Here is a 16,745-nt window from a genome sequence, read left to right as displayed (position 1 = left end):
CAACATGCCCATTACGAATCGATTTTCTACCACCACTAACGGCGCACTCGCTATTACAGGTAATACTTTAGGCTTAAGTAAAATCAGCAATCAAAACCGTGCTGGTACAATCGGGGCAATTGGTGCATTCGCAACTACGAATACTGCTTTACAAGTACCTACTTTTCCTGCTGGTACAACATTAAACTATGCACAAAATAGTTCTACCGCTATTTTAAATATCCCTGCTGGTAGTACTATTCTTTACGCAGAACTCGTTTGGGGGGGAAACTATTTATCTCGTGATCAAAACATTACGAGTGTATTAGGGAACCCAGTTTCTTTTACAACACCTGTTTCAACATACTCGATTACTCCTTCAGCTGTTACGGCTTCAAATCAAACTTTCGTTTCAAACTCTATTACATTTGGCTTTTACACTCGTTCAGCAGACGTAACAACTCTTATTCAAGCGGGAGGTGCTGGTTCCTATACTACAGGAGCGGTTCCTGGACTTGTAGATCCTATAGATGCTTCTAATGGAACAATTAATTCGGCTGGATGGACGCTTATCGTCGCTTATCAAAACGGGACATTGCCAGCAAGAAACTTAACCATTTATGTAGCTGGTAACCGTGTTTCTGCAGAAACTGGTAGTGCCGATGTATCTGTTTCTGGATTTTTAACACCTTCAGGAGGACCAGTAAGCGGGAGATTATTTTTAAGTTCTACCGAAGGAGATGCAGATTTAACCGGGGATCAAGCTTTATTTGGACCAAATTTCAGTTCATTAAATGCTTTATCTGGACCAAACAATGCTATAAATAATTTCTTTGGTTCTCAAGTTAATAATGCTGCAGGAAACTTAGATACAACAGGGACATTTGGAACGCGAAATCAAAGTGCTTCTACAAGTACAAACATCTCCGCAGGAAGACAGGGCTGGGATATTACTTCTATTGATATTTCTCCTTATTTAACAAACTCACAAGTATCCGCCGCAATCCGTTTAACTACTAACGGAGATGCATATATGTTAAATACAGTCGGCTTACAAATTAATATAAACTCCCCAAATATACAAGCAACGAAAAGCGTAAATAAAAGTGTTGCTGCAATTGGAGATATTCTCACTTATACAGTTACTATCCCTAACACCGGGCTTCTTCCTGCCAATAACGCTATTTTTATAGATAGCCTCCCTAACGGTACTTCTTTTATACCCGGCACTGTAACAGTAGATAACGTACCACAAACAAATGCAAATCCTGCAGCTGGTATATCTCTTGGAACAATTAATAATGGTACTTCTCGCACAGTAACTTTCCAAGCTACTGTCGTTTCTCTTCCAAGTCAAAATCCTATCTCTAACACTGCTAATATTACATTTCAATATACACCGATCGCTGGAGGAACAACCTTTAACGGTCTTGCAACAAGCAACTCTGCTGGAACACAAATTAACCTCGCAGATATTAATGGAACAAAATCAGTTAACAAACTTTTCACAGATATTGGTGAAACATTAACTTACAGTATTGCCCTAGCTAATATAGGAAATATTGCTGCAACAAATGTTATATATACGGATCCGATTCCTAGCGGGACTACTTTCATTCCAGGGAGTGTAACTGTGAACGGAGTGACTCAAGCAGGAGCAAATCCCGCTAATGGTATATCAATTGGATCAATTGCCGCAAATTCTACTACTACTATTTCATTTCAAGTATTCGTTCCTTCTATCCCCCAAACAAATCCAATATTAAATAGTGGTACAACAACATATCAATACATTCCTGTACCAAATCAACCTGCAGTAAGCGGAACTGATACGACCAATATCGTATCTACTCAAGTGAATAACGCTACTGTAACTATGGCAAAAGCAGTAGATAAAAATTTTGCAGATATTGGTGATACACTAACGTACACCGTTTCCTTTACAGATACAGGTAATACAAATGCGAACAATGTTGTTTTTACAGATATCATTCCTACTGGAACAACTTTTGTTCTAAACAGTTTAACAATAGATGGCACGACACAAGTGGGCGCAAATCCCGCTACCGGCGTGAACATTGGATCCATCCCAAGCGGCACAACAAAAAATGTTGTATTTCAAGTAGTTGTAAATACAATACCCGCGTCAAATGTCGTATCTAACGGATCAAGCGCTTCTTATCAATATACCATCAACCCTAGCCAATCTCCCGTTACAAAAAACATTTCTTCTAATCTCGTTTCCACTCAAATTAACAATGCGAATGTAACATTAACAAAATCAACTAACAAACAATTTGCCACAATTGGCGAAACGATAAGTTATACAATCCTTATTACAAACAGTGGAAATGCAGCCGCTAATAACGTTCAACTAACAGATCCACTTCCAAACGGAACGATATTGACTCTTGGTACTGTAACACTAAACGGAGTTTTGCAGAATGTAGATTCTCTCGTTGCTTTACCTATCGGCACAATTACTGGTGGAGCTACTTTTACCTTATCCTTTCAAGTAACAGTCATTAACATTACTGCCCAAAACCCTATTATTAATAATGCTTTCGCCTCTTATATTTACACTGTAAATCCAAGTTTGCCACCGACTTCAAAAACAGCAAATTCTAATTCTGTTACATCAACAATTAGACTAGCAAATCTCCACGTTAATAAATCTGTAGATAAAACGTTTGCGGAAGTTGGCGATGTATTAACTTACACCTTTGCTCTTACTAACGATGGAAATGTTGCAGCGAACAATGTATTACTATCTGATTCAATTGCGAATGGAACCGCCTTTGTCCCAAACAGCGTTATAGTTAACAGTGTTACTCAGCCAGGCGTTACACCAGCTAGCATCAATATTGGTAGCATCAATGCTAATACTACAATTACAGCTTCATTCCAAGTAGTAATAACTAGCATTCCAAATCCAAACCCTATTTCAAATAGCGCTTCCATCTCCTATAACTTTATCGTTGATCCAAACACTTCACCTGTAAGTAAGAACACTACTTCAACCACTACATTTACTCAAGTAAACGATGCAAATGTCATTTCAGCCAAAACAGTGGATCGAGCGTTCGCTACCGTAGGGGATACATTAACTTATACTGTTACTTTGACGAATGCAGGAAGTGTTTCTGCTGATAGTCCTACTTTCGTAGATACGAATCCAGACGGTACTACCTTTATTCCAAACACTTTTCTTATTAATGGTGTACTCCAAAATAACGCAGATCCAAATATAGGTGTTCCACTACCTTCCATTGCTGCTAACGGTTCACTTACCGTCTCTTATCAAGTAACCGTCACCTCTTTACCAACACAAAATCCAACATTAAATTCATCTAGTACACAGTATAGCTTTATTCTAAATCCGGGCGATCCACCAACTATAGAAACATCTGTAAGTAACACTGTAAGTACACAAATTAATTTAGCAAATGTTGTTATTGTCAAAGAAGTAGATTTAACTATCACCGACGTCGGGCAACCAATCACATATACAATTTCTTTAGCTAATCTTGGCAATGCTACAGCAAATAATGTTATTGTTACCGATATAATCCCTAATGGCTCCACTATCGTACCAAATAGTATTTTTATAGGTGGTACTTTACAACAAGGTGAAGACCCTAGTACCGGTCTTCAAGTCGGCTCCATTCCTTCAGGTGGTTTTACAACGATTGTTTTTCAAATAAGTGCAAATGAGCTACCTTCACCAAACCCAATTCAAAACAGCGCTTCACTTCAATATAGCTTTATCGCTGATCCAAACTTACCTGCTCTCGTTAGAAACGCTGCTAGCAATATAGTAACTACACAAATTAATACTGCTAATATCGTTGCTACAAAACTCACAAGCACAAACTTCGCTGATGTTGGTGATGTCATACTATATGCAACTATTTTAACAAATAACGGGAATATCCCTGCTGCTAATGTAACGTTTACAGATATCATTCCAGCGGGTACCCTCTTCATTCCTAATACTGTAACGATTAATAATGTCCCTGTAGCTAACGCAAATCCTGCCACCGGCATTTCAATTGGTACGATAGGAGCGAATTCATCACGCACCGTTGCATTTCAAGTTTTTGTACCAACTATCCCTGCTGTAAACCCAATTACAAATCAATCAGGCACAACATTCCAATATACGTATGATCCATCCAAACCTGCTGTGATGCAGATGGTTGCTTCTAACACTGTACAGACAACTATTAATAACGCCTCAATTGCCGCTACTAAATCTGCAGATAAACAGTTTGCTAACGTAAATGATATTATTACGTACACGACTACTTTAACGAATAATGGGAACACACTTGCATCAAATGTAATATTTACAGATGTAATTCCAAACGGGACATCGTTTATTCCTAATAGTGTTACTGTAAATGGGAATACACTGCCTAATGTCAATCCAGCAAGCGGAATTGCAATCGACCCAATAAATCCGAATGCAAATACAATCATCTCATTCCAAGTACAAGTAAATTCTATCCCAAATCCAAATCCAATCCCGAACCAAAGTAATACAACGTACCAGTATGTCGTAGATCCTAACTTACCTCCAGCATCCGCCAATACGTTAAGTAACGTAATAACAACTCAAATTAATAACGCTACTATTGTCGCTACTAAGTCTGTGAATACACCGACAGCTGCAATTGGTGATATTGTTACCTATACGATTGCAGTAACAAATACGGGTAATATCCCTGCTAGTGCAACTGTTTTAACAGATGGGCTTGGCGCAGGAGCTTCATTTATCCAGAACTCCGTAACTATCAATAATGTTCCACAACCAGGATTAGATCCATCACTTGGTGTTCACTTGGCAGATATTTCGCCAGGAGATACTGTATTCATTACTTTTCAAGCACAAATTTTAGCGATACCACCTAGTGGCACATTAACAAATAATGCTCTTGTAAATTATGAATATACCGTAAATCCAAACCAATCTCCTGCTGTTGGTAGCACCGTAACAAATACAACAGTTACACCAATTATTGACGCTACTTTAGTAATAAATAAAAGCGCTAGTACAACTTTCGCTACAATTGGTGATACAATTACATTCACTTCAGCTGTTACAAACAACGGAAATACTATTGCGAACAACATTATTTTTACTGATACAATTCCAAACGGTACTACCTTTATCCCAAATAGCTTTAAGATAAATGGTGTAACCGTTCCGAATGCAAATCCACAAAACGGTATCAATATTGGTAACTTGAATTCAAATGCATCTGCTACACTCAGTTTTCAAGTAAACATTACAACACTTCCAAACCCTAATCCAATCCCGAATAAATCATCGCTTCAATATAGCTTTATTGTAGATATAAATGAACCGCCAGTTTCACGAACAGTTCAATCTAATAAAACCTTTACACAAGTAAATACTGCTTCTGTTATCGCAACAAAAACTGCAAGCAGTGCTTTTGCTGCTGTTGGAGATACAATTACGTATACAACTACCCTCACCAATAGCGGAAATACTACCGCAAACACACCTGTTTTTATCGATATATTACCACCTGAACTTTCATTCGTTCCTGATAGCGTACAAATTAATACCATCCCACAACTTGGATTTAGACCAGATAGCGGGATTTCTTTAGACTCAATTCCAGTTGGAGGAACGACAACAATTAGCTTTCAAGCTATCGTTGGCTCAATACCAGTTACAAATCCAACTTTGAACCAGTCTAGCACGACATACTCGATCATTGTTGATCCTACCCAGCCGCCGGTGACAGAAACAGCTACAAGTAATCCAACTTTAGTTCAAATTAACGAAGCGATTATTCAAGCAACGAAAAGTGTGAATCGGCTATTTTCTGACATAGCACCTGGAAATTCATTTTTAACGTATACAGTTTTATTAGAAAATGTAGGAAACACAACTGCTACGAATATCATTTTTACAGATCCGATTCCAAATAACGCAGTATTTATAGAAGATAGCGTTCGAGTAGGCGGAGTTTTATTACCTGGAGTAAATCCAGCGAACGGGATACCAATTGGAGATATTATTGCAGGAGATTTTATAAATGTTACCTTCCGTGTGCAAGTAGTTAGCATTCCAAATCCAATTTTCACAATTGGACCAGGCGGACCAAACTCACCGGTTGTAAACGGTGCTTCCATTAATTATCAATTTATGACAGGCCCAAACTTGCCACTCGTTTCAAGAAGTACGACGTCCAATCCGGTTTCGACACAAATAAACTCTGGGGAAATCGTGGCAATCAAATCTGTAGATAAAACTTTCGCTACAATTGGCGATACAATTTCTTATACGATTACATTAAGTAACCCTGGAAATGTCACTTCACAAAATATAATTTTTACGGATACTTTACCTGATGGAACAACATTCATATCTGGCACTCTTACAAACGATTCTGGTACACAGCAAATCGGAAATCCAACTAACGGGATTCAGATTGGAAATATAAATCCGAGTGGAACGGCCATTATTACTCTCAATGTACTTGTTACAAACATTCCAAGTATAAACCCAATTTCTAATTTTAGTTCTGTACAATTTCAGCATATTGTCGATCCAAATCAACCAGTTATAACTCAAACTGCTTCATCGAATACCGTTACTACGACAATAAATAGCGCAATATTAACTACCACAAAAAATGCTGATAAATCCATTATTTCTGTTGGCGATACGATTACGTATACATCTACTATTACAAATACAGGAAATACAACAGCAACGAATATTACATTCACAAGCGCTATTCCAGCTAACACTACATTTATACCAAATTCTTTCACAATCAATGGTATACCGCAATTTGGTGCACGGCCAGCGCTCGGAGTAACTATACCAAATATCGCTCCTGGTAAAACAGTAACCGTTACTTTCCAAGTAAATGTTATTTCTGTGCCTCCTTCAAGTTCAATTATGGATAACGATACAATTTTATACTCTTATACTGTTGATCCAAGTGCCGCTCCTATTACAACTTCTACTTCAACGAATATCGTTACAAACCCGGTACTAGATGCTATGATAACGATGGTAAAATCGGTCGATCAAACAATTGTTACACTAGGTGATAATATTACCTATACAACCATTTTAACGAATAATGGCAATACAAATGCAACGAATATTACTTTCACTGATCTTATTCCAGACGGCACAACTTTCATTCCGAATAGTGTCACAATCAATGGCAGTACACACATCGGACTCGATCCTAATACAGGTATAACAATCGGATCAATTGCTCCTAACAACTCAATATCTATCGCATTCCAAGTTACTGCTACTTCTACACCAAACCAAAATCCTGTAGCCAATTCCGCTACTGCTTCTTACACATTTATCGCTGATCCAAATGCACCGATTGTTTCAAGAAACGTTACTTCAAACACAGTGTTTACTACGATTAATACAGCTAACATTCTTTCATTAAAACAAGTCGATAAATCCTTTAGTCGTATTGGAGACACACTCACTTATACTGTCGTTTTAACAAACAATGGAAACTCATCTGCACAAAATGTTATATTTACAGATACAGTGCCAAGCGTCACTACATTTATTGCAAACACATTTTCTATTAATGGAGTTCCTCAAAGTGGGGCGGATCCATCGAACGGTGTGAATATTGGGACAATAACAGCCGGGACTACAGTAACAGTTTCGTTCCAAGTTACTGTAACATCATTACCAAACCAAAACCCAATTGTAAATGTCTCATCAACATCGTATCAATTAGTCTCACCACCTGATGCAGAAACTTCAATTAGTAATCCTGTTTCAACCCAAATTAACGAAGCAATATTGTCTATGACGAAAAATGAAAGTGTATCCTTTGCAGATATCGGGCAAACTGCTTTTTATACTACTTCTATTACCAATGTAGGCAATACCGATGCAACTAATATTGTATTCACAGATACATTACCAAGTGGACTCACATTTGTTCCTAACACATTAACTGTCGATGGCGTTTTACAACCTAACGCGGATCCAAATACAGGTGTATTACTTGCAACACTTCCACCAAATGAAATATATAGTATCGTCTTTCAAGTTACAGTAAACAATATTCCCCCTAATAACCCAGCACCAAACACAGCATCAACGACGTATGAATTTACTGTTGATCCTGTTAATCCTCCCGTTTCAAGTGCAACTACTTCCAACACTACACTCCTTCAAATAAACAACGCAACTATTATTAGTACCAAAACAGCAAACCTTACTTTTGCGGATGTTGGTAATACAATAACATTTACACTTAACCTTCCTAATACCGGAAATGTGACCGCAACTGATGTAACTATTATCGATATTCTTGATAGCAATTTAAGTTTCGTTCCAAATAGTTTCACAGCTAATGGGCAAACCATTCCAAACGCCGATTTATCAACTGGTGTAAATATTGGTTCCATTAATGGTGGTAATACGGCAATCGTTACATTCCAAGCAACTGTTATTACACTTCCAACACTTAATCCCATTTCTAACTCTGCTTCTACCACATATCATTATGTCGTTGATCCTAGCCAGCCACTTATTACAACTTCCAATCAATCTAATACAACGACAACACAAATTAATAGCGCTATCCTTACTGCACAAAAAAATTCAAATGTATCTACGGTAGATATCGGGCAGGATATTACCTACAACGTTACAATTACAAATAGCGGAAATGTGAGTGCAACGAATGTTATTTTTACCGACCTTATTCCAGACGGAACTTCCTTTGAACCGAATAGCTTTACACTGAACGGAACTAGCATCCCAAATGCAGATATCATTACAGGCGTTCCAATCGGTGATATCGCGCCAAACGAATCTGTCATCGTAGCATTTAACATTATCGCCAATGAAATTCCGCCTATAAATCCAATTACTAATCAAGCTAGCGTTAGCTTTCAACATATCGTTAATCCAGCTAATCCTCCAGTTTCAAAAAATATTATTTCTAACAACGTTACAACAAAAATTGAAAGTGCTATTTTAAATACTATTAAAATAGGAGATAAAACTTTTGCAACGATTGGTGATACGATTACGTATGCAACGACTATTACGAACACAGGCAATATTCCTGCTAACAACGCTATATTCTCAGACCCTTTACCATCGTGGACACAATTTGTTGCAGGATCAGTTATTGTTGATGGCACTCCATTACCATCCGCTTCGATTATTAACGGTGTTGGCATAAATACAATCAATCCAAATCAAACTGTTACAATCATATTCCAAGTACAAATCGTAAGTAATCCAACAACGTTCACACCTGAACTCCAAAACTTAGGATTTGTTAACTTCCAATATAACGTAGGCAATGCATTACTGGCTCAGCCTGGCAATGTGGAAACGAATGTCTTCGTTACTTCTATTAATACAGCAATACTTTCAGCTGTAAAAACTGCTAATACAGCCTTTGCAAATATTGGAGATACGATCACTTATACAGTTTTGATTCAAAATAGCGGCAATACAAACGCTACGAATGTAAATTTCTCAGACCCAGTTCCAGCAGGAACAACCTTTGTTGAAAATAGTTTTGCTGTAAATGGAAGTACCATTCCAGGTGCAAATCCAAATAACGGAGTGAATATCGGAACAATTAGCTCGGATAGTTCCTTAACCGTTACTTTCCAAGTCATAGTTACATCAACTCCACCTTCAAATCCGATTACAAACGTAGCATCTATTCAATACACATTCATCGTTGATCCGGCCTCTCCTCCTGTTACAGGCACGATAAATTCTAATAGCGCTTCAACACAAATTAATAACGCGACTGTTACAACTGTTTTACAAGCAAATCGTTCAATTGTGTCTATCGGGGATGTAATTACGTATACAGCAACATTAACGAATACTGGAAACTTCCCTGCAAACTCTGTATTACTCATTAACGGAGTTCCTGAAGGAGCATTATTTGTTCCAAATAGTGTTACGCTCAACGGGATTTCACTTCCAGATGCAAGTCCAACTCTCGGTATTCCCGTTGGTATTATCGCACCAGGTGATTCCGCTACTATTACGTTCCAATTTCTTGCAAGTTCTATTCCACCACAAGGAGCAATTATAAATCAAGCACTTACAAGTTACACGTATATTGTCGATCCAAGTCAACCTCCTGTTACAGCAACATCCTCGTCTAATACGGTTAATACAGCTGTTGTTGATGCATCGTTATCCGTAATTAAAAGTACAGATTCTCTCGTACAATCTACTGACGGTACAATCACTTACACAGTAGTCGTTCAAAATAACGGAAATACTACTGCAAATACAGTTACTTTAACAGATTTGGTCCCAGAAGGAACTACCTTTATTCCGAATAGCGTAACTATTAATAGCGTTTCCGTTCCAGATGCTGATCCTAACGTAGGGATACCATTAAACTCCATCGCACCGTCAGAAAACGTCACTGTAACATTCCAAGTTATCGTTCAATTCATTCCAAACGTCAATCCAATTTCTAATACAGCCCGTATTGACTATACTTTTATCACCGATCCAACTGCTCCTATCGTCTCTCGAACAATTACGTCTAATCCTGCTTTCACACAAATTTCGGATGCGACTATCCTTTCTTTAAAAGCAGTCAATGCACCGCAAGCAACAACAGGTGATATTTTGACTTACACAATAACACTAGAAAATACCGGAAATATTCCAGCTACGAATCTCATATTTTCAGATACGATCCCCCAAGATACTACATTCGTAGAAAATAGTTTTACACTTAACGGAACAACTATACTTGATGCCAATCCAAATGTAGGTGTTACTTTACCTACCTTAGCAGCAAACGCTACTCACCTTATTTCGTTCCAAATTCTTATTAACGATTCATTCTCGCAAGAATCGATTACAAATCAATCCAATACAACATATACAATCCAACCAGACCCAGGGCAACCACCTATTACTGAAACATCTACTAGTAATATCGTCATTACAAATTTCGTGCAAGCACAATTGACAATTACAAAAACATCCAATCCAACAACTGTAGATATCGGTGGAACTATACTTTATATTTCTGAAGTGAAAAATATCGGTAATGTTGACGCAATAAATATTAATTTCACAGATTCTATCCCAGCTGGGACTACATTCGTTCCCGATAGTGTCACAATTAACGGTGTCCTTCAGCCAGATGTAAATCCTGAAAACGGTATACCGATTGGAACAATTCCAGCAAACAGTTCCAAAACGATACTATTTCAAGTGCAAACAAATAATCCACCGAATGAAACTGAAATTGTAAATCAATCTTTAGCAACTTACCAATATGTAAGTATTCCTACAGCCCCACCAGTAAATCGCTCTGCAAATTCTAACATTGTTACAACATCACTTCAAAATGCAAATATTATTTCTGTTAAAAGTGCGGATGTAAATTTCGTATCAATCGGGCAAATGATTACCTACACAAATACACTACAAAATATAGGAACCGTTCCGGCTAACAATATCGTGTTCATTGATAACATTCCAGAGGGTATTATATTCATTGAAGATAGCTTAGCAATAAATAATGTAATTCAGCCTGGCGTGAATCCTGAAAACGGAGTAACTCTCGGCACGATACAACCAAATGAAACAGTCACTATTTCATTCCAAGTACAACTTACAAATATACCAGAGGGCAATACAGTCATTAATATTTCAGACACTTCGTACGAATACCAAATTGAACCTAGTTCTCCAATTATTCAGCGTAGATCGTTATCAAATGCAGTAAATACTGAAGTGCGAACGGCAAATGTTAGTGCAATTAAATCCGCTAACAGATCCATTACACGTATCGGTCAAATCATCACATATACAGTCGCAGTTACAAACGCCGGTACAATACCTATTACAAATACTCTCCTACTTGACGCAATTGCTTCTGGCACCACATTCGTTCCAAATAGCATTCTTGTAGATGGCGTACCAAGACCTAACGAAAATCCAATTACCGGTATCAATCTTGATATAATTCTTCCAAATAATACGATTATTGTTACGTTCCAAGTAAGCGTAGTTTCTATACCGCCACAAAATAACATTAATAATATCGCCGTCATTCACTATGAGTATCGACCAGACCCAAGCACACCACCAATTTCAGAAACGACCTCTTCCAATGCTACAAACATACAATTTATTGATGCTATTCTTATTGCTACAAAATCTGCTAATACTGTATTAGCTACTATTGATGAAACCATTGAATATACAGTATTCATTCAAAATAATGGATCGGCTACAACTAACTCCATCTTTTTTACAGATACTATAGCAGATGGAACAGTATTTATTCCAGGAAGTGTAATAGTTAATAATACTGTACTTCCTGCAGCAGATCCGAATATCGGCTTTTCCATTCCTAATGTCGCAGCAGGTCAAATGGCTACAATAACATTCCAAGTTTCCGTTACGAATTTACCTACTGTAAATCCAACACCTAATACTGCAAACATCGCCTACGACTTTATTTTCAATCCTGACTTTGCACCAATTCAAAAATCTACTACTTCCAATACTACTTTCGTTCAAATTAATGATGCTGATATCGTTTCACTTAAAACTGTTGATTTAACCTCTGTAACGATTGGTGACATTTTAACTTATACAACAACTTTAACGAATACAGGGAATACGGATGCCACTGCTGTTGTATTTACAGACAATATACCTGATGGAACAACCTTTATTGGCGGTAGCGTTTTAGTAAATAACATTCCTCAGCTTAACGCCAACCCAAGTGTAGGTATACTTGTGGGAACGATTGCTCCTAACATTTCTATCCCAGTCACATTTTCTGTTACCGTCGTAGCTCTTCCTGCTAGCGGTCATGTTCAAAATCAATCAACTTCTCGTTATACAATAAACGTGGAAGAACAAATATCGACTAGCAATATTACCTTCACTGAAGTTATTTCCGCTAATGTAATTGCGACAAAAACAACACCTATCCAATATGCTGACTTACAAACTATCATCCCTTATACAATTTCCATCATAAATAACGGAAATATACAAGTCGAAAACATTATTGTTACAGATATTATCCCGGCAAATACGAGCTTTATAGAGAATAGTGTTATCGTGAACGGCAACGCTCGGCCAAATGACAACCCTCTTAACGGTATACAAATTGATACCATTCCACCTAATACGACAGCAACCATTCTATTCCAAGTACGGGTTACTTCGATTCCACAAACAAATCCAATCACTAACACGAGTACAATTGAATATGAATACACGGTACCAGATCGACCACCTATTACCGAAACTATTATTTCATCAGCTGCCGCAACAGAAATTAATCACGCAAATTTGAATAGTAATAAAGCTGTTGACCTTGCATTTGCAACGGTTGGTGATACGTTAACGTATACGATTACACTAAATCAAACCGGTAATGTTGCAGTAAATGATGTAATCATTCAAGATATTATTCCTCAAGGTACTACGTTTATAGAAAATAGCGTCATTGTAAACGGAGAAACTCTTCCAGGAGTGAATCCAGTAAGCGGCATACCAATTGGTACTATAATTGTAGGTGGAGACGCTATCGTTTCATTCCAAGTAACTGTGACTTCTATTCCAACACCAAATGAACTAAACAACAACGCAATTACTACTTTTAACTATATAGTCAACCCAAATAACGTACCTGTTACAAATACGACTACAACAAACACCGTCACAACTACTGTCCAAAATGATAATGTCATTGCGATAAAAGCTGTTGATTTCACAAGTGCCTTACCCGGTCAAACTTTAACGTATACCATCACGATTACTAATAATGGTAATATCATTATCGAAGACCTTCTTTTAGTAGACACAGCACCAGCAGATACGACATTTGTTATTGGTAGTGTTACGATTAATGGAATCAATCAACCTAATGCGAATCCGGAAAATGGTATTACGTTAGGAAATCTTGCTCCAAATGAATCTGTTATTATTACATTCCAAGTGACAATTTCTTCTTCTACTCTTCAATCTACAATCAATAACGATGCTACTATTTCCTATACGCCTATTGTCGGTCCAATCCAACCACCTATTACGATTACAAAGCAAATAAATACAGTTACAAAGCAAACAAATACCGTTACAACGACAGTCGTTGATCCGATGGTTGACATTAAAAAAACAGCTGACAAATCTATTGTCGTTATAGGAGATATCATTACATTCACATTAGCGGTATTTAATCACTCCCCAATTCCGACAATCAGTACTTCTGTTATAGACACAATTCCAGCTGGTACAACATTTATAGAAAACAGCGTAACAATTAACGGTACTCCCGTTCCAAATGTTCGTCCAGACACTGGTATTAATATCGGCTCTTTACCTGCAGATTCAGTAGCAACTATAACATTTCAAGTTCTCGTAACTTCTATTCCTTCAAACAGTACAATTATAAATTCTGCAACAGTTACCGCTGCCTTTCAATTGACACCACAGGATCCAATTATTACTTTCATTGTTAATTCAAATATCGTTCGTATACCAATTCAATTTATAACTGTAACAGTCACGAAAAATGCTTCCGTCAGCTCAGCTTATTTAAATCAATATTTTGATTACACGGTACGCATTACAAATACTTCCAAAATTTCACTCTCAAATATTTCTTTACAAGATACCATTCCAGCAGGTTTACAATTTATAAACGGCACTGTCTTTATTAACGGTGAACGCTCTCCACTAGCGAATCCGAATATCGGTTTCCTAGTTGCCACTAATTTGGAACCAAACGAAACAATTATCGTATTATTCACAGTACAAGTAATAAGTCCACCTGTTAATAATGAATTTAAAAATACGGCCAATATTTCGTTACAACTTCAAGTCTCGCCTACCGACCCACCAATTACAGTAACCGTTACAAGTAACGAAAACATCGTCACTTTTGTTCCAGAAAATCCAGATGAAACACTTCCAAATTTAAATTGCTTCTTTGACGGTGAACGCTTCATTCGCATTACTCCTCGAAATGTACGAAATTACCTTTGGACTTGGATTTGGTGGAAGTAATTGAAACAAAAAAGAGATTGTAGTTTGGTTGAAACCAAATTACAATCTCTTTTTCATTACCTATATCCCACTACGCTGTAACTCGTCCAAGGATATACAATTAAACAACATCTCAAGTTATCTTAGTCGTAATAAGTTGGCCAGCTTCATTAATAGTAACTTTCCATTTCACTCCACTAGCAGTCTTCATGATTATACCTTTACTTGCCTCTATTTCAATATCTCCAAACATTCTTCCACCAGTTGTCGCTAACCAAGCGTTCCCGTTTTCCATAGAAGACCTTGCAAAAATACGATTAATTCGAAAACGCTTATGATCTTGAGAATAACCACTTAATGTAATTCTAACTTTATATAACTGACTCGCCTTCATATTCGATATAATTGTATCGCCAACATTTAATGGAACATCCAACGCGATAACCCAACTTCCAGTTGCGCTTAATGCATATTCAATTTTAATTTTCTTTGCGCTCTCTCCCCACCCAAAATACATTCCAAAACAATTTAACATTTGTATTGGTTTTTTCGTAAAATCCAGTTCAATTACAACTGGATTACTATCTGGAACGTCAATATAGTTTACACTTTGTTCATCTATTAAATTAAAGCAATTTGCGAGATTCCCCCCGTAAGGCACTTTCCCACTTACTTGCTTAATCGTATACTTCTGCTGAGCATTTACTAAAATATCATCTTGATTCCCTATTAAATGTGGTTTATTTAACGTAATCGGTAACTGAATTCGAAGAGATTCTTCATAGGTAGACTTACAAACATTGTATTGTCCTTTATCTACAATAGTTGTAGAAAGTAAATTTGAAAAAAGGTAGTTACGATGCGAATTAGAAGAAAATTCAATGACAATCTGTTCACTACTCATCCGGTACGTATCCCAAATCATACAATCAAATGTATTATACGCACCTGAGCAACGAATTGCTTTTTTCGTTTGTTGTCTACATTGCACTTGAATATCATGAAACGTATTTCCTGAACTTTCATTTGGCAAATCACTATTTCCATCTACTTCAATCCCATACACACATCCATCAATAAATATTGATTGAAATACATTGGCGTTAATCCAGCAAGGTGTATTGATATCATCTATATACTCTGTTTTCAAATATATTGCAGTTTGAAAGTTTTTAATTTGAATAAATTTAATTTGAAAGAAACTAATATAATCCCATGCCTTTTGACAATAAAAATGTATAGCTTTTCCTTTATACGATGGAGTTGTATTTATTATATTTATATTTGATATAACAGATTGATTAGGTACTTCGATTTGTTGTGAACCAGAAACATAAATAACAGCAGATTGAAACAATGAATTTATAACTTGAATAGTACCACCAACTACCGAAGCGTTACTTTGTAGCTCAAATGCATTAAAATCCCCATCAATTTGCAGCGTTATGGTAGGATCTAACTCTAATCTTACGTTTGATTTAATAACAATCGGCTTTACAATTTTGTACGTATTTACCCCTGTAATTCTAACCGTCGAAATTCGATTCGCTACACAATAATCAATAGCTTGCTGAATTGCTAATGAGCTATCATTTCCCGAGTTTGGAACTGCGCCAAAACAATCAATGTGAACGCTACTTTCTGGCGCACAATCTTCTTGGGAAGAAATATATTCTGACAAAATAAATTCACTCCTCATATTACCTTT

At 36.9% G+C, this 16,745-nt stretch carries 2 protein-coding genes; one reads left to right on the top strand and one right to left on the bottom strand.

The features are described from left to right. Positions 1–4 precede the first annotated feature (4 nt). Complete coding sequence (locus tag ACS2FK_RS08995; RefSeq protein ID WP_063546952.1) at positions 5–15,058, top strand: DUF7507 domain-containing protein; 15,054 nt, start codon at positions 5–7, stop codon at positions 15,056–15,058. A gap of 112 nt (positions 15,059–15,170) precedes the next feature. On the opposite strand, the gene ACS2FK_RS08990 is transcribed toward ACS2FK_RS08995, so the two are convergent. After that, positions 15,171–16,718 carry a hypothetical protein gene (locus tag ACS2FK_RS08990; protein ID WP_063546951.1) on the bottom strand — a complete coding sequence of 516 codons (1,548 nt, stop codon included), beginning with the start codon at positions 16,716–16,718 and terminating at the stop codon, positions 15,171–15,173. Positions 16,719–16,745: the final 27 nt, after the last annotated feature.

Source organism: Bacillus cereus group sp. BceL220, assembly GCF_051776965.1.
In the GTDB taxonomy this organism is placed as follows: domain Bacteria; phylum Bacillota; class Bacilli; order Bacillales; family Bacillaceae_G; genus Bacillus_A; species Bacillus_A cereus.
The sequence above is the reverse complement of the archived record's forward strand: the minus strand, read 5'-3'. Positions and strand labels throughout refer to the sequence as shown.